Annotated in this window: 19 protein-coding genes; 3 read left to right on the top strand and 16 right to left on the bottom strand. The window is 60.8% G+C overall.

Annotated features, from left to right (window positions below):
• Position 1: 1 nt before the first annotated feature.
• From GL4_RS05900 to GL4_RS05890, 3 genes are all read right to left on the bottom strand, one after another.
• Entirely contained in the window at positions 2–1,054 is a 1,053-nt protein-coding gene (locus GL4_RS05900) for an efflux RND transporter periplasmic adaptor subunit (RefSeq protein ID WP_045365581.1), read from the bottom strand.
• Positions 1,055–1,236: 182 nt separating this feature from the next.
• Positions 1,237–2,796: a PQQ-dependent sugar dehydrogenase gene (locus tag GL4_RS05895; protein ID WP_425283186.1), complete on the bottom strand. Its 1,560-nt coding sequence runs from the start codon at positions 2,794–2,796 to the stop codon at positions 1,237–1,239.
• 194 nt (positions 2,797–2,990) lie between these two features.
• Positions 2,991–3,866, bottom strand: coding sequence for an SMP-30/gluconolactonase/LRE family protein (locus GL4_RS05890; RefSeq protein ID WP_045365578.1), 876 nt, complete (start codon positions 3,864–3,866; stop codon positions 2,991–2,993).
• Positions 3,867–4,001: 135 nt separating this feature from the next.
• Here GL4_RS05890 and GL4_RS05885 point away from each other — a divergent pair, with 135 nt between their 5' ends.
• On the top strand, positions 4,002–4,895 hold the full coding sequence (locus tag GL4_RS05885) for a LysR family transcriptional regulator (protein ID WP_045365575.1): 894 nt from the start codon (positions 4,002–4,004) through the stop codon (positions 4,893–4,895).
• Between the two features lie 179 nt (positions 4,896–5,074).
• Here the strand turns inward: GL4_RS05885 and GL4_RS05880 are convergent, their stop codons facing one another.
• From GL4_RS05880 to GL4_RS05830, 10 genes are all read right to left on the bottom strand, one after another.
• Positions 5,075–6,463: an FAD/NAD(P)-binding protein gene (locus tag GL4_RS05880; RefSeq protein ID WP_082025505.1), complete on the bottom strand. Its 1,389-nt coding sequence runs from the start codon at positions 6,461–6,463 to the stop codon at positions 5,075–5,077.
• A gap of 98 nt (positions 6,464–6,561) precedes the next feature.
• Entirely contained in the window at positions 6,562–7,947 is a 1,386-nt protein-coding gene (locus GL4_RS05870) for an OprO/OprP family phosphate-selective porin (protein ID WP_045365566.1), read from the bottom strand.
• A gap of 181 nt (positions 7,948–8,128) precedes the next feature.
• Positions 8,129–9,874, bottom strand: coding sequence for an SLC13 family permease (locus tag GL4_RS05865; RefSeq protein WP_045365563.1), 1,746 nt, complete (start codon positions 9,872–9,874; stop codon positions 8,129–8,131).
• A 66-nt stretch (positions 9,875–9,940) separates the two neighbouring features.
• Complete coding sequence (locus GL4_RS05860) at positions 9,941–10,975, bottom strand: TOBE-like domain-containing protein (protein WP_045365560.1); 1,035 nt, start codon at positions 10,973–10,975, stop codon at positions 9,941–9,943.
• Positions 10,976–11,056: 81 nt separating this feature from the next.
• Positions 11,057–11,941: a sulfate ABC transporter permease subunit CysW gene (gene cysW, locus GL4_RS05855; protein ID WP_045365558.1), complete on the bottom strand. Its 885-nt coding sequence runs from the start codon at positions 11,939–11,941 to the stop codon at positions 11,057–11,059.
• A complete protein-coding gene (cysT, locus tag GL4_RS05850; RefSeq protein WP_045365555.1) occupies positions 11,934–12,782 on the bottom strand; it encodes a sulfate ABC transporter permease subunit CysT in 849 nt (282 codons plus the stop codon). The genes cysW and cysT overlap by 8 nt, the downstream gene beginning before the upstream one ends.
• 8 nt (positions 12,783–12,790) lie before the next feature.
• The gene (locus GL4_RS05845; RefSeq protein ID WP_045365552.1) at positions 12,791–13,813 is read right to left on the bottom strand and encodes a sulfate ABC transporter substrate-binding protein; all 1,023 of its coding nucleotides are present in this window, start codon (positions 13,811–13,813) and stop codon (positions 12,791–12,793) included.
• A gap of 153 nt (positions 13,814–13,966) precedes the next feature.
• Entirely contained in the window at positions 13,967–14,434 is a 468-nt protein-coding gene (locus GL4_RS05840) for an RrF2 family transcriptional regulator (RefSeq protein WP_045365549.1), read from the bottom strand.
• A 385-nt stretch (positions 14,435–14,819) separates the two neighbouring features.
• Positions 14,820–15,806 (bottom strand): aldo/keto reductase, encoded by a 987-nt coding sequence (locus GL4_RS05835; RefSeq protein ID WP_045369577.1) that lies wholly within the window; start codon positions 15,804–15,806, stop codon positions 14,820–14,822.
• A 25-nt stretch (positions 15,807–15,831) separates the two neighbouring features.
• Complete coding sequence (locus GL4_RS05830) at positions 15,832–17,601, bottom strand: PQQ-dependent sugar dehydrogenase (RefSeq protein WP_045365546.1); 1,770 nt, start codon at positions 17,599–17,601, stop codon at positions 15,832–15,834.
• 544 nt (positions 17,602–18,145) lie between these two features.
• On the opposite strand from GL4_RS05830, the gene GL4_RS05825 reads away from it, so the two are divergent.
• Positions 18,146–19,222, top strand: a complete 1,077-nt coding sequence (locus tag GL4_RS05825; RefSeq protein WP_045365543.1) for a DUF4331 family protein — start codon at positions 18,146–18,148, stop codon at positions 19,220–19,222.
• 96 nt (positions 19,223–19,318) lie between these two features.
• Positions 19,319–20,344 carry a Nickel transporter NicT gene (gene nicT / locus GL4_RS05820; protein ID WP_045369576.1) on the top strand — a complete coding sequence of 342 codons (1,026 nt, stop codon included), beginning with the start codon at positions 19,319–19,321 and terminating at the stop codon, positions 20,342–20,344.
• A 421-nt stretch (positions 20,345–20,765) separates the two neighbouring features.
• Here the strand turns inward: nicT and GL4_RS05815 are convergent, their stop codons facing one another.
• The 3 genes from GL4_RS05815 to GL4_RS05805 form a co-directional block, all read right to left on the bottom strand.
• Positions 20,766–21,323, bottom strand: coding sequence for a hypothetical protein (locus GL4_RS05815; RefSeq protein ID WP_045365540.1), 558 nt, complete (start codon positions 21,321–21,323; stop codon positions 20,766–20,768).
• Between the two features lie 512 nt (positions 21,324–21,835).
• Entirely contained in the window at positions 21,836–22,624 is a 789-nt protein-coding gene (locus tag GL4_RS05810; protein WP_045365537.1) for a molybdopterin-binding protein, read from the bottom strand.
• Positions 22,621–23,487 carry a cytochrome b/b6 domain-containing protein gene (locus tag GL4_RS05805; protein WP_052464163.1) on the bottom strand — a complete coding sequence of 289 codons (867 nt, stop codon included), beginning with the start codon at positions 23,485–23,487 and terminating at the stop codon, positions 22,621–22,623. Before GL4_RS05805 ends, GL4_RS05810 begins: the two co-directional genes overlap by 4 nt.
• Between the last annotated feature and the right edge of the window lie 712 nt (positions 23,488–24,199).

The raw sequence follows: 24,199 nt of genomic DNA, 5'->3' as shown, positions 1-24,199 counted from the left end.
CCTAGGCACCGGTGCCAGTAACGGCGGAAACGGGAGATCCGTCGTGCAGCTTGATCTGACCAGCGGTGACGACTTGATCGCCCTCCTTCAAGCCTTCAAGTATTTCGACGTGGCCGGAACGCCGCATGCCGACACTCACTTTGGTCAGCGTGGCTCGGCCGTCTTGCACCTTGTAGACGAACTGATCGTCTCCTTGGGGCACGATGGCCTGCTCGGGGATGGTTAGCGCGTCCTCCTTGATCTGGAGTAGCACTGTCACCCGCGCGAAGAGGCCCGGCCGCAAGCGCTGCTGGCTGTTCGGCACTTTGGCCCGCACCATTAGGCTTCGCCCGGAAACGTCGATCCGAGGATCGATGGCGGAGATTTCACCATCGAAGGTCTCGTCTGGGAAGGCATCGACACGGATGCGGATGCTCTGCCCGACCTTGATCGCTGGAAGAAACCTTTCAGGAACCCGAAAGTCGGCCTTCACGGGGTCGATCGCCTCCAGATTGACCAGGGCCTGCCCCGCAGTGATGTACTCACCGACAGATACATGCCGAAGCCCGATGATCCCGGAGAACGGGGCAGTGATCCTTGTCTTCTCGAGTTGGACGCGGGCTAGCTCCACTGCGGCGCCGGTCACGGCTACATTGGATGAGGCCTCATCGGCCGACTGGGCTGTCGCATACTTGCTACTGAACAGCTTGCTCGTGCGCTGGTAGGTCTGCTCGGCGAGCTTGGCCTTCGCTTCTGCATCGGCCAGTTGAGCCTTGTAGACGGAGTCGTCGAGGCTGAAGAGCGGCGCGCTTTCCTTGACGGGCTGGCCCTCCTCAAAATGGATAGCCTCAAGGCGCCCCGAGATCTCCGAGCTGATCGTAACCGCTTCATCCGACAGAAGCGTGCCAACGGCAGTGACCTGTTCGTTGAGCGGCCCGGCCACGACTTTGGCCACCTCGACCCTAACCGCCTCGCGGTCTGTGCTCTGGTCCGCGGCGGCGGCCGGAATAGCTATGGCTGCCAAGACCAAGATGGCGGTCACGTAGCAACGCGCTGCAACACAAATCTGCGACATCTGGGTCCCTCACCAGCCGACATGTTTTACCACTAATGCGGCATTAAGTAGCCCGATTGCTGGTTCGGGGTTCGTGACGCCAAAGCGACATTGACAACGGGCAATCTCGTGCCGGACGAACGTCTGGCAGCGCACCGCATCGAACTCGCATCCGCGGGGTCTCTCAAGACAGCCACGCTCAGCTACCTTTGCTTGGCGTGCCCAATTGCCCAGACATAGGCCGCAACCGCGGCAAGATTATCATCCGACAAAGGAACGCCGCCGAAAGGAGGCATCGCGCCGGGATGCTGCTTCGGCTTAGGCACGCCGTGCCTGATGGTTTCGGTGATGGCCTGAACGCTTCCGTCGCCCCAAAGCCAGGTCCCGTCCGTCAGGTTGGGTCCGACCGGGGTCCCGATGCCATTGGCGCCATGACACCCCGCGCAGGTTGCTCCCGCGGCCTTGCCGTGAAAGATCTCCATACCGAGCGCGACTTGTTCGGGCGTCGCTCCGGGGGGCACCGGAAGGACGGCGGCCCCGTCCTGCCCACCGTCCGCCTCGAAAGCTTCGCCGGAGGAGGCCGCGGCCTCCACGGTCGGCTCCGGTGCGGCCTGAATTGGGGCGTTGGAATCCCCGTTGTAGGTCACGCGCCAGATGCGGCCCACCTTGTCATCGCCGATGTAGAGAGCACCATCCGGCCCGATCGCAAGCCCCGACGGCCGATGCGCAGCCCCGCCCGGCTCCTTGCTCGCGCCGGCAAAGCCGTCCGCGAACACCACGTAGTCGCCGGAAGGCTTGCCATCGGCGAGAGGCTGGAAAACAACGTTGTATCCGGCTTGGGGACCAGGCGCCCGGTTCCAGGAGCCGTGGAACGCAATGAATGCGCCGCCGTCATACGCCTTCGGAAATTGCGAACCTTTGTAGATTTTGAGGTCGTTCGGCGCCCAATGCGCTGGGAAGACCGCGACCGGCGGCTCGTACTCACTGCATTGGCCCACCTTCTTGCCCCCATCACCGCCATATTCGGGCGCGAGCACCAGCTTCTTCTGCTCCGGATCGTAGTAGCAAAACGGCCACCCATAGTTGGCCCCGTCCTTTACGATCATGACCTGCTCGGCGGGAAGCTCGAAGCCCTGCTGCTGCGAGTAGAGTTCAGGCCAATTCTCGTGGAGCTGATCCCGGCCATGCTGGGTCGTGTAGAGACGTCCGGCCGAGTCGAAGTCGTACCCCTCGGCATTGCGGATACCGGTAGCGTAACGCTCCTTCGGGGAGAAAATCTGTCCTGTCTTGTTGGCATCGTAGCGCCAGATCCCACCGCGCGTCTCAAGCTCCGTACAGGGATCGTTCCCGGGCGAATGCGGCATGCGGTTGCTCACCTCGCAAACATTGGTTTGCGAAGCGCTTGTGACAAACAGATTGCCGTCATCGTCAATCGAGAAGGGATGCATCGGGTGATCCCCGGTCAGCGGCATGCCGCTCAAGATCACCTCCGGATCGCTCGAGGGCTTGATGTCGCCGTCTTTCAGTTCATAGCGGACGATGCTGTCGTCGCTCTCCGCATACAGCCCGTCCTTGTAGAGCCAGATTCCCGTACCGCCCTTGACCCCGGCCGACGAGGGCGGACCGAACCGTTCAATCACGTCGGCCTTGCCGCTGCCCTTCGTGTCCTTCAGCGCGACCAGAAATCCCCCCTTTGGAGGCGGATCGTTCGGGTAGTAGGCACCGCTCCAGGTATTCGCGTAAACAACGCCTTCAGGGGTCACGGCAAGCTGACGGACATGACCGAGCTCGTCCGCGAAGATCGTCGCGCAGAATCCTGGGGGTAAGCTTATGCCTGCGGGCTCAGAACAGCTCTCATCCTCAGCGTGAGCAATAGTTGACCCTGATACGAGGAGTGTGAAACCCAGCGCTATGCCGCCCAGGCTTCGTTGGTATCGTTTGGCATTCGTTGTCATCTTCACGGCTCCAAGCGGTACGCGACCAGAACACCATCGTTCATGAACGGGATCATCACGAGCTTCTCGTCGCTTCGGTAGAAGAGATCGGCGGTTCCCTGGTTTAGGTCGAGCAGTCTCTCGGCCTTTCCAGAGGGCTGGACCCGGAAGAGAGCGCCAGCCACCCAGTCAGTGACAAGAAAGTCTCCGGCGCCATCCGGCGCGATCCCATCGAGATTGCCGATCGGGGTGCCGTCGCCGAGATTTGCGATCTCTTTGGTGTCCAGGTCAACGGTCCTGAGATGGTCGGGCTTTGCCGACATCATCTCGCCTTTGCCCCAGGACGCTACGATCAGCTTATCGTTGTCGGCGTAGAGACCGTTCGGCGCAGCCAGATCGCCGCTGTTTAGCCATACACCGAACGTATTGCCGTCGAGTGCGTAGATGGTGTCAGTGAGCGTGTCCGAGACGAACACGCGTCCGTCCTTGTCCACGGCGATGTCGTTCAGGAACTTGGCGTCCGGTGCCTCGTAGACTTTAGAGATCTCTCCTGTACCGATGTCGATGACGACAAGCCGATCGATATCCGCAACATAGAGCCGGTCACCATAAAGCCCCAGGCCCTTCGGGGCATTCAGCCCCGTCACCCATTCCGCCGTCTCGACTTTTCCATCCGGCGTCAGTTTCGCGATGTAGCCCTTGCCGTCCTTGTCGGTTGGCCCGCCGTCCACATTCGATACGTAGAGCACGTTTCGCTCGGGATCGAACAGGACGGATTCGGGCTGACGCAAGCCTTCCGCGCGCCAGACTTCCTTCAATTCGGCGGCCAAGCCGAGGCTTGGAATGCTCGCGACGGCCACCAACGTAGTCGCGAGCAGAAGGCTCGTGATTCTCGACATTCAGCGCTCCTTGATTGGTCAATTTCGCGAGGCGCGGCACGAGCGGCCGTGCGCTGCCTCAGAACTAAGTTAGGCCCTGCCCCGGGCGTGCATTAGGCCGTATAATCTGCATAGTCCTATGAATGGAATTCATAAATGAGCCGCCAGAACGTCGCCGATCTCCCAGCCTTCATTGCCGTCGCACGAGAGCGCAGCTTCACCAAAGCGGCGGCAAAGCTGGGAATCTCCCAATCGGCTTTGAGCCACACAATTCGTGCCTTCGAGGAACGGCTTGGCGTGCGTCTCCTGACCCGCACGACACGAAGTGTTGCGCCGACGGAAGCAGGGGAACGTCTGCTACGATCCGCCGGGCCGAGGTTCGATGAGATCGAGGCAGAACTGGAAGCTCTGAGCGAGCTTCGTGAGAAACCCGCAGGAACTATTCGCATTACCGCAAGCGATCACGCTGTCCGCTGGCTCCTATGGCCGAAGCTTTCGGCTTTCTTGCCAAGCTATCCCGACATCCACGTCGAGATCGCCGTCGACAACGCCCTCACCGACATCGTCGCCCATCGGTTTGATGCGGGTATTCGCTTTGGCGAACAGGTGGAAAAGGACATGATCGCCGTGCGCATTGGTCCTGATCTCCGATCCGCGGTGGTCGGCGCGAAGTCTTATCTTGCGCGGCATGGGCGGCCAATCACCCCGCATGATCTAGTCGATCATCTCTGCATCAATCTGCGCCTCCTCGCTCAGGGCGGTCTTTATGCTTGGGAATTCGAAAAGGACGGCCACGAGATCAACGTGCGCGTGGAGGGACAACTCGTCTTCGACAGCATCTTCCCTGCCCTCGATGCCGCCCTTGCTGGTTTCGGCCTGGCCTATCTGCCGGAGGATGTAGCTCAGCCTCATCTTGCCGACGGACGGTTGACACGGGTGCTTGACGATTGGTGCCCGCCTTGGCCTGGATACCGCCTCTACTATCCAAGCCGAAGGCAACCGACCTCGGCCTTTACCCTCCTGGTCGATGCGCTGCGCCACCGGGGCTGAGCAGGAAGACCGGCCGTCAACACGGCTAGAGCCTGTCTGCATGCTTGATCGGAAACTGATGCCGAGTGACCAGACAAACGCGATCGACACAGACCAGGCGTGCTCGACTCCAACCCTGGCGGCCCCTCTTGGCACGGAGCTGACGTGAGCCAGCTACGCTCCGAGGTCCGATTTTGACCCTAAGCGGGCATTGCGAGGTCGACGAGCGGCAGCTGGCCAGCGATCTGCGATGCCGCAAGGTCGGCTTGACGTACGATCTCGGGTACGGCTGTGATCTCCCACAGCGTACCCTGGCCGAGTGGGCCGAGCGCATAGAGTCCCGGTGTAGGCTTGCCCAGCAACCCCAATACGCGCCCGTCGGGCTCCACGGTGAGCCCCAGATCGTGAGGATCCCGCCGGGCGAGATTCTCATCAATCAAGCTTCCGATGAGCGGCGAACGAAGTTCCGGTTTGTAGCCTCTGCAGTCGAAGGCCAGATCCACGTTCAATCTCTCCACCGATGCGACGCCTCGAGGTTTGAAACTTACTGTGAACCCCGTTTCCGACGCGTCGACGTCGAGAACGCGAGCGCGCATGAGACGCAAACGTCCTTCATCGAGCTCGGACTGGAGCTGCCGATGAACCTCCGACGGCAGTCTGTGCCGATGGGCATCCCAAAATGGCCGCGCATGGCGGATGAAGCGAGCCTGTTCCGCGACACTCAGTTGCCGCCAGATGCCAGGAACAGACGCCCGCAGGCCATTGATCACGGCCTGCCACGGCGTTCCATAAGCCTCGGCCGCTTCGCAAGCGATGCGCACGGATGTGGTCAACCGGGCGAGGCTTTTGGTCGCCGGGATCGCCATCTCCTTCGGAACCACGCCTTTCGCGGCATGTTCTCGCGGCAGTTGCCCTCTGCGCGACATCACGATCGCATCGCCGGCGAAGCCTTCGCGGCGTGCGGTTCGCAGCACGTCCACCATCGTGAGGCCCGAGCCGATCAAGATCAGAGATTGCGCTTGGGCGAAGCGATTGGGCGAAACATTGCCAAACGGCGAAAGCGCCCCGTCTCCATGTTCGGCAGGGAGGCCATAGGCCGTCGCGAGGATCACCACGTCGGCCCGGATCGCCTCGGCGTTATCAGTGCGAACGACAAAGGCGGCTCCTTCGCGACGGCACGACAGGGCCGTTCCGGTGAGCACATTGAATTGAGCATCCGGCCGGCCGTCGACAGTCTCCATGAGCCGTTGCCGGACGTACTCTCCGAACAACTGGCGGGGAAGGAATGTGTGGCCCAATCCTTCCAAGAGAGCTGGATCGTTTTCGCCTTGGTCCAAGTGCCGAAAGGCCCAATGCAGAAAGTCGCCGGGCTTGTCGGGATACGCCGAAAGGTCGCGAGTCCTGACATTGAGCAAGTGGAGCGGATGGTGACCACCATAGGCGACGCCACGCCCTAACGATCCGCGAGGCTCGACGATGGTCAGACGAAAAGGTTCCTCTATGCGTTGGAGGCAAGCAATCGCCGCTACGCCCCCGGTGAACCCGCCGCCAATCACGCAAACTGAGAAGCGTTGCTTCCGAAGCATCATTCCGACCTCGCATGGCAAAGAGACGGCCGCCCAAACGGGGCGGCCCCTGCAATCGGCTTCTCCAAGGAGAAGGAATCAGACCCTCGATGGGGAGTTGGCTACCAGTCGATTTGGGCGCGCATGCCCACACCGGTGACCTCGGCTCCGTCGTTGATCCCGCCCGCGATCTCCGACTGATTCACGTTGAGCATGAGCCGGGTGTAATCATTGAGGTACCAGTTGACACCGACGAGCCAGGTCTTCTGCTCACCGCAGGCAGCGCAGCTGACCACGCCGCCGGCAGCGATGGCAGCCGCCTGATCCGAAAGATCGAGCACGTCGTAACGGCCGGCGATCTGCCACGCGCCCCAGCCACCGCCGTCGAAGACAGGGTTGTTGACCTTCACGCGTCCGAAAACGCCGTCTTTGTAGGGACGCGTTTCACCGGTCAGGAAGTAGCTCGCGTCGATATACCAGCCATCGTAGGTGGGACTGACATTGGCGATCGAGGAGGCGACGTCGACCTTGTTCTGCGAGTATTCGCCCTGGATCGAGAAGGAGCCCCACACGACTGCTCCCTCCAGTCCCCAGAACGTATCCGACTCGCCGATGTAGGGCGTCTCGATGAAACGGTCCGCAAGGTGCAGATCCGCGCCCCGCGCCCGATAGCGGAACAGATTCTCGGTTACGCCGTCACGCGGTTCACCGGCGGCATCGCGTTGTCGGACGCTCGCGCCGAGATGGACCACCCGGCGTTCCTCATTTATGGGGGCGACCGTGAGGCGCGACGAGAACGTCGTACCGTCTTCGTAGAATGTAACCTGGTCGCTCTCAGGTGTCGTGGCGAACACACCGGCCGACAATGTCCAATGCTTGTTCTGATCGTAGGAAAGTCCTGCACCGATCAAACGGTCGAGCCCGAACGCCTCGATGAATGCCGCGCGCTCCATGAACGTCAGATAGTTGGCGCTCATCATCTCCTCGAGCGAGTTGTACGGCTTGAAGTTACCGACGGTGATGTCGAAGGGCAGACCGCTATACTCGATGTACGCATCTTTTACGGAGGCACCGTCGCCGGCGAAGTCGATCTCGAACTTGTAGCCAACGTCCGAGAAGACGACGCCCTCCACGCCGATGCGTGCACGGCGCAGTTCGACCGCGCTTACGTCGGGATCGCCGGTGATGGCCTCGTCCTGGTCGATACCGTTATAGTCCACGTTCAGGCGCCCACGGACCTTGAACTTGAACTTGCCGTCGGAACTGGAAAGCTCAGGCGCGCCTTTCCATTTGACCTTTAGATCGGTGCCGCCTTCCTCGGCGAGTTCCTTCTTCACTTCACTCTTCAGGCGCTGGTACTGCGCCTCCGTGAGCCCTTGCGCTTGCACCGCCGGCGCGCTCCCCGTGGCAACGCCAAGCGCAGCAGCGCCGGCAAGCATATAGAGGCCGGCTTCCCGAGCTCCCTTTCGCAGCAGCTCCAACCATGTCTTGTCCAGTCCCTGCACCATGTCCCCGCTCCATCTAATTGAAATTGGGCCTATTTTTTCGTTCGGCCAGCTATACACCTAAAACTCTACCGAGTTTATATAGTTTATCAAGCGACGGAGTTTCTAATTGTGGGCCACATCGGGAAAAACCGTTCTCCAGAGGAGGCTGGGCGTGCTGAAGGCGCCGCCGCGGCACAAGGCCTCAGCCAAAGGCCAACAAGATCAGGACGATGGCGGGGACGGTCGTGGAGATCGTCAGAAGAAGGCCCACGCGCGGGAAATCGCCGAACCTGTAGTTCCCGATGCTCATCACGAGGGTGTTGTTGTGGTGGCCGAAGGGCGTGATGAAATCGAGCGATACACCGATGGCAACGGCGACAAGCAGTGGCTCCGGCGGGACTCCCACGGTTTGCGCGATCGCCACAGCGATCGGCGCAAGCGCCACGGCCGCCGAGACATTATTCACGAACGGCGTCATGGCGAGAGCGGTGAACAGCACGATTGCGATAAGGGCCATCGGGTCGGTTGACCCGATCGACGTCAGGGCGCGCTGCGCGATGATGTCGGCGAGACCCGTCGATGCGACGGCATCGCCAATGGGGATCATCGCGGCCAGCATGATGAGAACGGGCCAGTTCAGGTCGCTGACGGCTGTTCTAAGGTCGAGGTCACAACCCAAGGCGAGCACGAGAAGCGCCGCACCGAACGCGAGCTCCGGTGGCACCAGGTTTGTCGCCGCAAGCGCGATCGCACCGCCGAATGCGATCAGAATCCGCCGCCCATATGTGGCGTCCGCGAAATTGGTCCGGGGGGTCAACTGGAGGCAATCGACATCCTCCAGCGCCTGGCCAATGGCGCCCGGCTCTCCGCGAAGCAGCAAGATGTCCCCGACTCGCGCCTGAAGGTCGGCCAGCCGCCCCTCGATCCTCTGCAGGCGCGTCGCCATTGCGACGATCCGAATGCCCTTGTTGGAGAACGCCTCGATCGTATGCGCCGTCGAGCCGACGATCGTGCTGTGTGGAAGCACGATCGCTTCGACCCACGTCTCACCCGGGCCCACTTTGTCGGGCTCGGACAGGCGCGCTTTTCCCCGTAAACTTGCATCCGCGATCACCTGCGCGGCTGCTTCGACCAGCAGCACATCTCCGGCGTGAACGGCATGACGTTCGCGGCTGCCGAACAGGTGGCGTCCGTCACGGAGGTAGGAATGGATGAGGCCGTGCAGCTCGTTCTCCGCTTCGGCGATGGATAAATCCACGAGGGGCGACCCCTCCCCTACCTCCAGTTCGGCGAAAAAACGTCTGGCTTGATCCTGGTCCTCAGCTGAAATCTGCAGGCCACGTGCCGCCAGCAAGTGGGGCGCCGCGGATATGAGCCACACCAGGCCAATCAGCGTGATGGGCACGCCGACCCAAGCAAGCTCGAAGAAGGTGAACGGCCTGCCAACCGCCTCGTTCTGAAATCCGGAGACGACGAGATTGGCCGGCGTGCCGATCAGCGAGCAGGTCCCACCGAGAAGTGTGGCAAACGAGAGCGGCATCAAGACGCTGCCGGGGGCCACGCCGCTCAAACGGCAAAGCGACAGCGCAACAGGCGCCCAAAGGGCCAGCGCGCCGATATTGTTCATAAACACCGAGGTCACGGCGCCGAGGCAGCAAACGAGCGCGACAGTCCGCAGCTCCGATGTCGCGAGGGGCGCTAAGCGGTCCGCCACCCTGTCCATCAGCGAGGAACGTGAGATGAGCCCGACGAGTATCAGGATCTCCGCAACGGTGATGACCGCCGGATTTGTAAACCCGCTGAACACCTTGCCAGGCGGAACAACCCCTAACAGGACGCCCACGGCCAATCCTGTGACAGCAACAATCTCGATCCGGAAGCGATCCACCGCGAAAGCGGCCAGCAAGCCGGCCAGCAGGGCCAGTGTCGCTGATTGGGCGAAGGTCAAGGAATGAGCCCTCCCATGCCGACTATGACGGTAGACTGAACGGCGAAACGACTGTGCCGGCGTGCGCTACGCAAAGACTCGCCATCGCCGTGGCAGGACGCCAACAGTGTCCCCGACCGCCCGATCCACATGAGACGGCAGCTCGACCTCGATCCGCTCCTCGGTTCCGTCAACCTCCAGCTCAAAGCGGTGCGCCCCCCCATGGCGCCGAACCGCCGTGAAGGTCCCAAAGATGCCGTCGCCGTCTGAAGGGACCACGTCGATGTCATGGGGCCTCAGGAAAAGCTGTCCGGGACCATCGCCGAGGCCGCAGGCGGGAATGCCGAGGCGGCGGCCGCCGAGCCAAACCTCGCCGCTATCGACGCTCACTGACAGGACGCTCGATTCGCCAATGAACGAGAATACGTATGGGGAGTTCGGCGAGTCGTATATCTCGTCAGGCGTGCCGACCTGCTCGATCTTTCCATTGTTCAGGACGACAACCCGGTCGGCAAGCTCGAGCGCCTCTTCCTGATCGTGCGTCACGAACACGGTGGTATGACCGGTCTGGTCGTGGATCTCGCGCAGCCACCGCCTCAGATCGCGGCGAACTTTAGCGTCGAGCGCCCCGAATGGCTCATCGAGCAAAAGCACGCGCGGTTCGATGGCGAGAGCCCGGGCGAAGGCCACACGCTGGCGCTGTCCCCCGGAAAGTTGCGTGGGATACCGCGTGTCGAGCCCAGACAGTTGCACGAGGTCGAGGAGCTCCAGAGCCCGCCTCTTGATCTCGCTTCGGCTGGGGCGCCGCGATCTCGGACGAACACTCAAGCCGAAGCCGACATTCTCCAACACGGTCATATGCCGGAACAAGGCATAGCTCTGGAACACGAGACCCACGTTCCGCTCCTGAACCGTGAGCTTGAGCGCGTCGTCGCGGTCGAACAGGACGCGCCCCGAGGTCGGCGCATCGAGACCGGCGAGGATACGCAGAAGCGTCGTCTTGCCCGAGCCTGACGGCCCCAGCAAGGCGATCAACTCGCCGGCACGGATGTGGAGCGACACGCCATGCAGTGCCGCCGTGGTTCCGAATGTGCGGACGACATTCTCTACCGTGACATCCATTGGTCTCTCTTCCAGGTGATGCTGCCGTTGACTTGGCAATTGATCAAAGTTCTTCGAAACCCAGGCGTCCATGATCGTCTCCTAATGCCGGCGCGAGGCGGCGATTTGGTCGGCGTAACGCCACTCCAGCGTGGCTTTGACAATGAGTGTGATGAGCGCGAGAAGCGCGAGAAGCGACGCCACCGCGAAGGCGGCCGCGAAATTGTATTCGTTGTATAGAATCTCGACATGCAGAGGCATCGTGTTGGTTCTACCCCTGATGTGGCCCGAGACCACCGAAACGGCGCCGAACTCTCCCATGGCGCGCGCGTTGCAAAGCACGACGCCATAGAGCAAGGCCCAGCGCACGTTCGGTAGCGTCACCTTGAAGAAGGTCTGCCAGCCGCTGGCGCCGAGCGACAAGGCCGCCTCCTCGTCCTGCGTGCCTTGCTCCTGCATCAGGGGAACGAGCTCGCGCGCGACGAACGGCACGGTGACGAAGATCGTCGCAAGCACGATGCCCGGGAGCGCGAATACGATCTGTATGCCGTGACTCTGCAGGTAGGACCCAAAATATCCCTGCGCGCCGAACAGCAGCACGTAGATAAGGCCCGCGATGACCGGCGAGACCGAGAACGGCAGATCGATGAGCGCGTTGACGAAGCTCTTGCCGCGGAACTCGAACTTCGCAATGGCCCAGGCGGCTGCAAGACCGAATACGAGATTGGCCGGCACGGCGATGACTGCGACGAGCAGCGTCAGCCAGATCGCCGCACGTCCATCGGGAGCGGTGATGGCGTTGAGATAGGCCGATGTGCCCGCGCGGAACGCCTCGACGAACACGGCGGCGAGAGGCAGCAACAGGAACAGCGCGAGGAACGCAATCGCGACGCCGATCAGAAGCGCGCGGACGGGCCAGCCCTCCGTGGTCACTTCCGTTCCATAGTTTGCGGGGCGCGATAGCGGAGCGAGCGAAACATCAGTCATTGCCGAACCTCCTGCGCCGCCACGCCTGCACCAGGTGCACGAGCAACAGCATGCCGAAGGAGATCAGGAGCATCGCCGTCCCGATTGCGGTCGCTTCAGCGTAACCGAACTCCTCGAGCCGGATGACAATGAGAAGAGGCGCGATCTCCGACACGTAGGGAATGTTGCCGGCGATGAAGATCACCGAGCCGTATTCACCGACGGCACGCGCCAGAGCAAGGGCGAAGCCTGTGAGAATGGCCGGCATGAGAGCCGGCAGAATGACACGGGAGATCGTCTGGGCCCTCCGTGCGCCAAGCGTGGCCGCAGCCTCTTCGATCTCGCGGTCGAACTCCTCCAACACCGGCTGAACGGTGCGCACGACGAATGGCAGCCCAATGAAGATAAGCGCAATGAGGATGCCCAGCGGCGTGTACGCGACCTTGATCCCAAGCGGGGCGAGCCAGCCCCCTATCCAGCCGTTCGGAGCGTAGATCGCCGTCAGTGCGATACCGGCAACGGCCGTCGGCAATGCAAAGGGCAGATCGACGAAGGCGTCGAGCAGCCGCTTGCCCGGAAAGCGATAGCGGACGAGCACCCAGGCGATGACGACGCCGAAGACCGCATTGATGCTTGCGGCGAAAAGCGCGGTCAGGAAGCTCAGGCGCAACGCGGCGAGCGTTCTCGGACTCGAGACGATGTCCCAGAAGCCCGGCAAGCCGAGACTTGCCGCCTTAACGACCATCGCGCCTAGCGGGATAAGAACGATCAGGCCCAGGTAGGTCAAAGCGAAGCCGAGCGCCAACCCGAACCCGGGAATGACGCTCGGCCGCTTCAACGCAAGGCCGCTGATGCTGGCCATGGATGCGCTCAGTTCGTCGAAGCTGGTTGATAGATCTGGTCGAAGATGGCGCCATCGGCGAAGTGCTTGGGCTGCGCCTGCTTCCATCCGCCGAAGAGCGGATCATCGACCGTTACGAGTTGCACGTCGGGAAAACGCGCCAAGTCCTTGGCATCGGCATAGTCGGGCTCCGCCGGACGGTAGTAGTTCTTGGCTATCGCCTTCTGAATCTCCGGTTGGTACAGGAACTTGAGATAGGCCTCAGCGACCTTGCGCGTGCCTTTGGCGTCGACGTTCTTGTCGACGACGGCGACGGGAGGCTCGGCCTTGATGGAGAGAGAAGGAACGACGATCTCGAACTGGTCCTCGCCTAGCTCGTTGAGAGCGAGGAACGCCTCGTTCTCCCAGGCCAGCAACACGTCGCCGATGCCGCGCTGAACAAATGTGGTCGTCGATCCCCGCGCGCCCGTATCGAGAACAGGGACGTTCTTGTAGAGCTTCTTGACGAACTCCTTGTTCTTCTCCTCGTCGTGGCCGTATTTCTGGTCGGCGTAAGCCCACGCCGCGAGATAATTCCAGCGCGCGCCGCCCGATGTTTTCGGATTCGGCGTGATGACCTCGACGCCGTCTTTGGCAAGGTCGTCCCAATCCTTAATGGCTTTCGGATTGCCCTTCCTGACCAGGAACACGATGGTCGAGGCATAGGGCGAGCTGGCGTCCGGCAGGCGTGAACGCCAATTCTCCGCGATGAGGCCGCTCTTCGCGATGTTGTCGATGTCGCCTTCGAGCGCGAGCGTGACGACGTCGGCCTTGAGCCCGTCGATCACCGCCCGTGCTTGCTTGCCCGAGCCGCCATGCGACTGCTCGATGGTAACGGTCTCGCCGGTCTTCTCTTTCCAATCCTTGGCGAAGGCGGCGTTGACCTGTTTGTAGAGTTCGCGCGTCGGGTCGTAGGACGCGTTGAGGAGGGTTGTGTCGGCGAATGCAGGGATGGCGGCGGCGGTCAGGCTGAACGCCGCGGCGGTTGTGATAATTCGAAGGTGCTTGTTCATGGACTGTCTCCTTCTAACAAGACCTAAAACTCTATATAGTCAGTAGTGTTTATCAAGCGCGCCGTCGACCATTTTTGTTTGCATCGCGAGAAAGGGATTCTCGGTGGAACGCCGCTTGCGCGAAAACAGTTCCCTGCGCCCGCCGGGAAAGGGTCAGGCGCGCCGACCCGTGGCGGACGATGGGATCGGCTCTTCCAGAGACTGGCCGTCCCACTCGTCATCGATGGCCTGACCGATCGTCACCCGGTCCAGGACATCCCGAGCGGACTCCGCGACCCGCGCAAAAACGCGCCTAATTTCGCATGTCGCCTCGGATTTGCAGTCTGCACAACGCTTATACGCCATGCGACTCAGGCACGGCAGGGGTGCGATCGGGCCATCAATGATCCTTAGGACCCGGCCGAAGGTGATCTGATCCGGCGGCATGAGCAGGTCGTACCCGCCAAGACGTCCCCGGCGGCTCGCAACGATCCCCTGGTGTTTCAAGTCGAGGAGGATCTGCTCCAGGAACTTCCGGGGAATCTGCTGCTGCTCAGCAATCTCCGCGATCATCATGGAATCGTCAGCGCGCGCCAGCGCTAAGAGAGCCCTGAGCGCGTATCTGGCTTTCTGAGAAATCATCGGTCGAGGCAAAGTCCTGGTAATCTCTATCGATCTAATAGATTTTTTGTACTTTTGCAACGCGCGCAGGTCGGCGGGCTGGTCATGTCCGCTAGTGGCACTAAGCGGACATCGCGGTTGCCCCTGACCTCGACCCACTGCGTTAGCGAATTCCACGCTACGCGGCGACCCTCGGCTAAGACTCTGGCCTGGACCTTAACGATTATGGCTCAGATGCCCACGGCGCGCGCTGGCGGTCCGTGTAGGTCGAGGTTCGGGGGGGGGCCTTCACTGGCGCCGAGTAGAGAGCCACAACTAGGCCTTAAATGGAGGCGAGCCTCGCCCGTGCGACTCCCATCCATGCTCTAGATGTGAGCTTTCCGGATTAGGACTCGGCGCATCCAACTCAGCGGTCCAACGCCCGCATGCCCTCTTCCGAATAGCGCGCACCGGAAACCTCGTCTTGAGGCATGATTTCCTCGAGGTGATGCAGGTCAGCCGGTGTTAGCTCGATATCGATTGCGCTCGTATTCTCTTCGAGATAGCGGCGGCGCTTAGTCCCAGGAATCGGCACGACGTCATCGCCTTGGGCAAGAACCCACGCGAGCGCGAGCTGCGCCGGGGAGCATCCATTCTGCGCAGCCATCTGCTCGACCCGTTCCACAAGGGCCAGATTGCGATGAAAATTTTCGCCCTGGAAGCGCGGCGAGAAGTGCCGGTAGTCGTTCTTCGGCAGCTTCTTCGTGTCGATTTTTCCCGTAAGAAAGCCGCGCCCGAGGGGGCTATATGCCACGAAGCCGATGCCGAGATCACGGCACGTGGGCAGCACCTTGTCCTCCGGATCGCGCGTCCACAGCGAATACTCGGTCTGCAGCGCGGATATTGGGTGGACCTTGGCGGCGCGGCGCAGTGTCTCCGGCGACGCCTCCGATAGGCCCAGATAGCGGACCTTGCCCGCTTTCACGAGCTCAGCCATGGCACCGACAGTCTCTTCGATGGGCGTATCGGGATCCACGCGATGCTGGTAGTAGAGGTCGATAGTCTCGATGCCGAGACGCTTGAGGCTGCCCTCACAAGAACTGCGTACATAGTCTGGCTTACCGTTGACTCCTCGCGCCTGCGGATTGTTCGGATCGCGCACGATGCCGAACTTGGTGGCGATTAGTACGTCGTGACGCCGGTCTTTGATCGCCTTTCCGACCAGCGTCTCATTGGTATACGGCCCGTACATGTCGGCCGTGTCGAGGAAGTTGATGCCGAGCTCGATCGCCCGGTGAATCGTGGCAATTGATTCCACGTCGTCGCGTTCGCCATAGAAATCCGACATGCCCATGCAGCCGAGTCCCATGGCGGAGACTTCCAGACCACTACGTCCGAGTTTACGCATTTGCATCATTCTTGCCTTTCATCATTCGCATTCAGTCCTGCGCTTTGTGATTGAGCGCCCAGACGTAATCGGCCAGCGCCAAAACTTGCGCCTGGTTCAGTTGAGCGCCCCCCCGCGGCGGCATACCGCTCGCGTGGTTCTTGGGATGCGGCACGCCCGTCTTGATCACCTTGGCGATTGAAGGAACGGTCCCGTCGGCCCAAAGCCATTTGCCGTTGGTGAGGTCCGGGGCCAACGGCGTGCCCTTGGCGTCAGCGCCGTGACAGCCGGCACAAGTTTGGCTACGGAACAGGCTAGCGCCGAGCGCCACCTGCTCCGCGGCCTGGCCGGGGGGCGTCGGCAGGGCAGCAGCTTTACCGGCATCGGGATGGATCCCCTCCGGAGGTGCTGCCGCTGCGGCCGTGCGTTCCTTCGTCTCTGCTTTCGAATGCGGCGCTGCCTCCACGGCGGCCGTCATGTTGCCCTCATAAGTGACGCGCCAGATGCGACCGTGCTGGTCGTCGGAGATGTAGAGCGCTCCGTCGGGGCCAACCGCCAGACCAGACGGCCTGTGCGCAGCGCCGCCCGGGTCTTTGTCGCCGCCGGCAAAGCCGTCCGCGAAAACCACGTACTCGCCTGACGCCCTGCCGTCTGTCAGAGGCTGAAACACGACGTTGTAACCGCCTTGCGGCGACGGCGCCCGGTTCCACGATCCGTGAAAGGCAACGAAAGCGCCGCCATCGTAAGAACCGGGGAAATTCTTGCCGCTGTAAAGCACCAAGCCGTTCGGGGCCCAATGCGCCGGGAACACGGCGACGGGGCCCTTCTTATCGGCGCAAATGCCGACCTTCTTGCCGCCGTCTCCACCATATTCCGGGGCCAACACAAGCTTGCCATTGACATCGTCATAATAGCACTCCGGCCAACCGAAATCGTCGCCGCGTTGCACGTGCAGAAGCTCCTCGGCAGGCAGGTTGGCGCCTTGCTTTTGGGTATAGAGCTTTGGCCAGTTCTCGTAGAGCTGATCGCGCCCATGCTGAGTCGCGTATAGGCCGTCGCCATTAGGATCGATGGCAATGCCATCGGCATTGCGGATGCCCGTAGCATAACGCTCAGCCCGTGAGAATTTCTGGTCCGTCCTGTCCGCGTCGTAGCGCCAGATACCGGCCCGCGTCTCTAGCTCGGTGCACGGCTTGTCACCCCGCACATTCGGAGTACGGTTCTGAGCCTGGCAAGAGTTCGTGGCCGAGGCGACGTCGACAAAGAGATTCCCGTCCTGGTCGATGGCGAAGGGATGCATCGGATGATCGCCGGTCAGGGGTAGCCCCGAGACGACCGTCTCAGGCTTATCTTTCGGGATGATGCCGTCATCCTGCAGCTTGTAACGCACGATACGGTCGTTGGTCTCCGCGTAGAGCCAATCACGACGAAGTCCAATACCGGTCCCGCCGCGATTGCCTTGGTCAAATGTGGTGCCAAATCGGGCCATCAGATCGGCATGCCCGTCGCCGGTGGTGTCCTGTAGCGCAACGAGCATGCCACCGGAGGGCGGCGTATCGTTGCCGTAGTAGCGGCCGCTCCAAGTGTTCACATAGACCGCGCCGCTCGGGGCGACAATGATCTCCCTGGCATGACCGATCTTGTCGGCGAAGATCGTGGCACAGAACCCGGACGGGAGCGTAATGTTCCCGTTTGGCTCATTACAATCCGCTCGTGCCGCTGCCCTCGCGTCGTTGCGATCGATAGCCACGAACAAAAAGCCTGACCCGCAGAGAACGATGAGGGGCAAGATTGTTGCCGCAAATACGTTTGCTCTATGCATCAGTCGAGTTCCCTTCTTTTGCGGAGCCATCCTGCCGTCGAAGGTAGGCATTGCTCGGATGATGGCTTGGGCCCGGTTGTCGCGAGTTGTTGAAACCTGCGCGCAAGTTACTACCCGGAGCGCAATCCATTGGTGCCCCTGTGGCACCATGCAGACGGCAGTCACGTGCCTGCCGCGAAATTCATTCCGGTCCGCATCCAAGAAGCGCAATGGATCATGGTGATCGAGTCTATCAGCGTGTTCACGGTCGACCTTGCCAACCAGGGCCTGACCAGTCGAGGCGGACGTAACGAACGACAAGATCACCTTGTTCACCGGCGGGCGGTCGTCCACCCGCAAAGAAGAGCGCTCATCCGCACCGCCTACGTATCATTTGTGAGGTTATGGCGTTACTGCGGACGTTGAATCAGCAGCGACACGACAAACGCGGCAATTCCAGAAAAGCCAAGACTTGGCGGTTGAGGCTAAGACACGACCAACACGTCGTTCCCGGGCAGACTCTGGCGGCGACGCAGTCCCAGCAGACACCAACCGGGAACCGACCATGTCACACCACCTTGATTCTCCCATTGCGCGTCAGGATGTCCGTCTCGATATCACCGATCTGTATGTCTTTCGGGGCGAGATCGGCACAGTCTTCCTTATCAATGTTTGCCATTCTATCGCTGGCGACATTCCTGTCCCCGGCTATCACCCTGAGGGCCTGTATGAGTTCAAGATCGACCTCGACGCCGATGCCGTCGAGGATCTGACCTACCGGTTTGCGTTCGACGAGAGGGACGCAGCCGGCGATCAGCGATTCGTGCTGCGCCAGATCGAAGGCATCGACGCTCAGGATGTGAACGCGTCCGGACAAGTGATCGCCGAAGGCGTGACCGGTCAGGAAGTTACCACGCCGTGCGGAGTCCGTATTTGGGCGGGTAAGGCTGGCGACCCTTTCTGGATCGAGCCGACCGTACTTCATGCGGTCGGACATGCCTTCCAAGATGGCACAACGATCGAACTTGGTGAGTGGACCCCGGACCAAGCGACCAATCTCTTCGCCGGCCATACCGTTTACGCAATCGTGCTCGAGGTCCCCGACGAGGTGCTCCTGACAAGCGTGCCGGATACAGGCCACCAAATCGACGTATGGGCCGTCGCGACACTGGCCACGGATGCAGGTGGCTGGCGCTCGATAAATCGCATCGGGCTGCCCATGATCCATCCGCTCTTTACTCAGTTTAATCCCGACCTCGGAAACGAGCTCAATGCCGGGCGGCCGGCCGACGATTTCGCGACCTATGGCGAGACTGCAGTCAAGGAGATTGAAAGCGTGGTCCGCGCATACGGCTCGACCGAGAATCCGGGCGCCTATGCCGAGCGGGTGGCGCACCGGTTCTTCCCCAACATCCTCCCGTATACCGTTGGAACCGCCGCGGCATTTAGTTTCGATCATTGGAATGGGCGCTCGCTTACCGACAACGCACCGAATGTGATGTTCTCGCTCGCAACCAACACTCCGGTTGCGCTCGGAATCGGCAAGGAGTCTGTCGTTTCGAAACCGTCGGCAAATTTTCCCTACGTTCCGGCTCCAGAAACATCTGCTGATGCAAGCCGACCGCGCACAAAGACGTCGTAGGTCGGCGCGATGACGTCGCCAATCGACTCCGGGGCACGAGCGTCACTGTCCGCCTCCGCTCAAAGCGCTAGGGGCGTTGTCCGCAGTGTAATGGCCATGAGTGTGACGATCGGTGCCCTGCACGTCCTCGGCTGGGGTACCTTAGTTGGAATGGTTGTTCCGGAGCACATCAGTGTCGGGGGCAAGACTTTCGGGATCGGTCTTGGGCTGACCGCCTATGTGTTGGGAATGCGCCATGCCTTCGATGCCGACCACATCGCGGCCGTAGACAACACGACCCGAATGCTGATTGCCGAGGGCAAACGACCTCTCTCCGTAGGCTTTTGGTTCTCGCTCGGCCACTCGAGTGTGGTCTTCGCGCTAAGTTGCCTGCTTATTTTTGGTGTTGCGTCCTTGGTGGGACCGCTCAGCGACAGCGACTCGGAGTTGCACAAGTTCACTGGACTGGCAGGGACGCTTGTCTCAAGCAGCTTCCTCTACCTGATCGCAGCCTTCAATATTATTGCTCTAATCGGCATCATGAAGGCTTTCCGCAGCAAGGATGCTCAGGACGATGGCAAACTTGAACAACAGCTGCGATCTCGCGGACTCGTCGGACGACTGCTGAGCCACAGGCACTTCTTCGCGAACAAGCCGTCGCAAATGTTCCTAGTGGGCTTGCTCTTTGGCTTGGGGTTCGACACCGCGACGGAGATTTCTCTTCTTGTCATGACAGGGGCCGGCACAGCGTACGGGCTGCCTTGGTATGGGCTGCTTTGCCTGCCGGTCCTCTTCGCTGCCGGCATGTCGTTGCTGGACACGCTCGATGGCGCAACGATGTGCTACGTGTACGGATGGGCTTACACGGATCCTCGGCGACGGCTCTACTACAATTTCGTCGTCACAGGCCTATCCTGTGTGGTTGCCCTCGCAATTGGCACGATTGAGATACTGGATTTGGTGTCGCAACGTTTCAGCCTTTCAGGTGGATTCTGGAAGCAGCTGTCCGGCATCGACCTCAATACGGTGGGCTTCGGGATCGTCGGCTTACTCATCATGGTCTGGATTGCAGCTTCGGCCCTACTGCGGCAGGGGCAATCCAAGGCGGAACAAGCAGCAGCGCCTGACGCCAACGAGGTTTGAGTTTACCCGCGTGCAGCCGTGAGCCGAGCCAGTTCGAGATTGTGACCTAGATCCTCATGACAGGACTTTTCCTCGTCATAGTCGAGAGCCTGTGGCTGCGTGCAGGCGCGATCGGCTGGTAGAGCCAAACGCAGTTCTGGGCTCGCCGCTTGCTATTGCACTTCGGTGCCGGCGGAGTCGCTGGGATAGAGCTGGAGTTGGAATTCGGCCGGAGCGGAGCATCCCCTGCGATACATCTTTTCTCGACCGCTATGGTCGCGCTGGGCGCACCCCTGTTGGCATTCTGGACCATGCACCGGTCCAGCGAACAGCGGTGCGCAGCTCCCGGCACTCGAGAGGTCTCTCCCCGGCGCCCCTGGAATCCACCGGCGCCGAGGTCGATCACTCGCTCGACCCGAGACCGTCTCCGGGCCGTCCTTTGTCACGCCTTCGAAAGCGCGTGCCGCTCAATGGAGGCAGCAAAGTACGGCGTCTCTTCCGCATTATGAGCCTCGACGGCGAGTTGGAAGTTATGCCGGGCCGCCTCATAGGGGATGCGGTGCGCCTCGAGATACCGGTCGTAGTCAGGCGTCGTGTAGCACCAGACATTGTTGGTGAACTCGTGATAGTCGCCTTCCTTATGCTCGGCAATCAGCTCCCAGATAACCTCATCGGTGGTGTACTCCCGGCCGAATAGTAGGTCCGAGATCGAGTGGACGCGGCAATGCAGCTTCTCACTAATGTCCTCGACATAGTGTTCGACAATCAGTGCGCCGCCGATGTCCTCGACATTGATCGACATTCTCTTGCCCTCGGGCGTATGGGTGAAGCCGGCGGAAAGGTGCGCGTGCGAGATCGGGGTACAGTCCATGTATTCCCGGTCGCCAAGCGTGAAGAGCCACTCGGTAATGTCGATCTTCGAGGTCGGTGCGTTGATGTGAAACTTGGCGCTCGATTCGCAAAGAATGCGGCGCTCGAAAGGTTTGTCGTTCTGCTGCATTTCCGTAATCCTTCTGTTTCGGTAAGTGCCGGAAGGAAGCTAGCCGGACGCTCCCAGCTCCGCTTAAGCTCGATTGCGGCGACCTAGGACTGGTTGCGGGTTTCAGGCCGTGGCTTACACGGCTGCGCATACAAGCTTCTTGTTGACGAGCTCGCCGATGCCGAGTCCCGAAAGCTCACGGCCGACGCCCGAGTTCTCAAGTCTGCCAAACGCCCCTTCGGAAGCGGAGTTTATGTAGGAATCGATGGATACCGTTTCGCGTTAAGCGCGCGCGGACATCTGCCGGACGCATCTATGTCGGCGCTGAACACAGAGGAGCCCAGGCCGTATCTGATGCCGCCCGGGCGACCTCACGAATAGTCAATCCGGCTGCAACAAAAAAAAGCCCCGGCCGAACTTGGGGCGACCAGAGCTTTAGCTCGGTAAAGGTTTGGGGATTTACCTCATATCACCGTAGCGCTGCAGTATGACAGTTTTAATACCGCCTCTCTCTCCACAGTGAGCGAAACGTGTCAGATACCAGCGTACCACTCGTAGCCGCGGTCTTCCCAGTAGCCCCCTCTTCCACGGCCAATATCCTCAAAGGTACTCACCGCCTCGATGGCACGGATGTATTTGGGCTGCTTGTAGCCGAGTTGCCGTTCGATCCTGACGCGGATCGGCGCTCCGTTGGAGACGGGCAGAACTTGATCGTTCAGACCATAGGCGAGGATCGTCTGAGGATGTCTGGCGTCAGCGAGATCGCAACTCTCATAATAAAAGGCTGGTCCGGCCCGTCCGCTTCCCAAGGAGTCGTAGCAATGGAATACAATATAGCGCGCGGAAGGCCTGAGCTTCACCTCGTCGAGTACGACCGACAGGGGCGTGCCGGTCCATTTGGCAATGCAGCTCCAGCCTTCGACGCAGTCATGCCGCGTAATCTGCGTTCGCGAGGGCATATTCCGGAGCTCCGACAGCGAATAGGATTTCGGCGTTTCCACTAGGCCGGAGACAGACAGCCGGTAGTCCGAGAAATCGGCTGCCTTAAGCGCTAGGTACTCCGGCGTCTGCGGATTAGTTGACCCGTTCGGCTTCTGAGGCTGGCGAATCTCGCTTTCCGGATATTCGCGTGCCAACGCATCTCCGATCAGGAAACGCTGGACATAGTAGGTGACATCGTTGGCCTTGGCGACAATGTCGCGAACGCTACTGCTACGATTACCGAGGAGATCGAACGCATCGCACCCGCTGAGCACAACCGATGAGGCGCCGAGTGCTCCGAGACGGATCAGTTGCCGTCGGGTGAGGATTGGTTTGTTCATTGCGCGGGGCCGTCATTCGACTCCGGGTCCGTACGATACCAGCCCGTCACCATGGACCGCAGTTCGTTGATTGGCCCCGCAGCAAGAACCATCGTGATGTGCACCAGGAAGAATAGGACAAGCAGCGTCATCACTACGAAGTGGATGGTGCGCGCCGTCTGACGGCCTCCAAAGAGGTCCAGGAGCCAGGGCCACGCCGCATCCAAGCCCGGGCTCATCGTGAGGCCCGTCAGCACGATGACGGGGAAGAGCACGAAGAACACGATGCCGTAGCTCAATTTCTGCAACACGTTGTAGCGCCCCGTGTGATGAAAGCGAAAGCGCGCATGGTCGGCGATGTCTTGCGGCAGACGGGCGAGATCCCCTCGTGTCGGTCTGAGATCACGGCAAAGATGACCGTTCACGAGACTGGCGGTAAACCAGACAAAAAGCGTTACGACCAGAAGCCACGCGAAGAAGAAGTGAATCACACGGCCCGTGGCGAGATCGCGATAGGACGGGATCGTCAGTGCGGCAGGGAAGCCTCGGACCTGTGGTTTCTCCGCTGTGCCGCTCACGCCGAACACGCCCGTAGTGTCGAACTCATGACCCAGTATCGTGGTGACACCGCGCCGCCCACCCGGCGTGTTGACTGCCGTCATAGACAGGACAGAATTGTCGAAGGCGAAGCCGCTCTGCTTGCCGATATAAAGGTTCGGCCTGGCGTTGAAGATTTGCAGTCCGGATAACAATAAGAAAAACAGGCAGATGGCCCAGATCCAATGTGTCGCCCGAGTCCACAGCGACTGGCGGTAGACCAACGCCCCGGAAACCCTTGGCTGACTGTCCCGTTTGGAGGGTGCTATTTTGTCCCCTTGGTGCATCCCTAGACCCTAGCAGCAACTCGCGTGGCATTGCATCGCAACTGCGTTACCCGGTCGTGTTCAGGCTTGCTCTTTTTGTAGCAATCTTGCTTCAACCCCAAGGCTCAAAGAATGACGCGCGCTACCTTACTGCCGGCTTGCGGTGCCCTCCCCGTTCGGCAGCGCAAATGAGAACAAGCAGCTGCGCGGGGAGAGTATCTAGGACTTCATTTATGGGAAGAGAGGCATGGTGCGGCCACGAACGCGCTTCTCCCGCCAGGACAGAGCGCATGCCGACACCGCGACAACGTCTCGTTAGGGTGTCCATGGGTCGTTCAGCACCTCGCGAACCGAAGATAGCTCAACGTCGCCGACGCTATCCACTAGGAAAAAGCATGGGTTGCCTCGAGGCCCCCGGTGCATTGCTAGCGGAGGTAGGATCCCGGAGCCGATTGCGGCCGCGCATTGGCTCGATGGCCGACTGAAGTGTATTAGAATATGCCGACAGCCCCTTCCCTACGCCCCGCGTCAATCTGTACGGCAACAGCGCCAATCAGAGAGCAATATCGGCAAAGCGCTCCCGGGGAACATGCATAGACAATGAAACACTCACGGTGCATCGACCCTCGCCCAGGGGCTGGGTAGCCCCCTCCCGGTTTTGGACGTCCGGCCCGTTGTCAACGCGCTATTTTCGAAGCCAAAGGGCGATGACTTGTTGATTGCTTGACATTCG

The sequence above is a fragment of the Methyloceanibacter caenitepidi genome, from assembly GCF_000828475.1.
GTDB lineage: Bacteria > Pseudomonadota > Alphaproteobacteria > Rhizobiales > Methyloligellaceae > Methyloceanibacter > Methyloceanibacter caenitepidi.
This window is presented reverse-complemented; position numbering and strand designations above follow the sequence as displayed.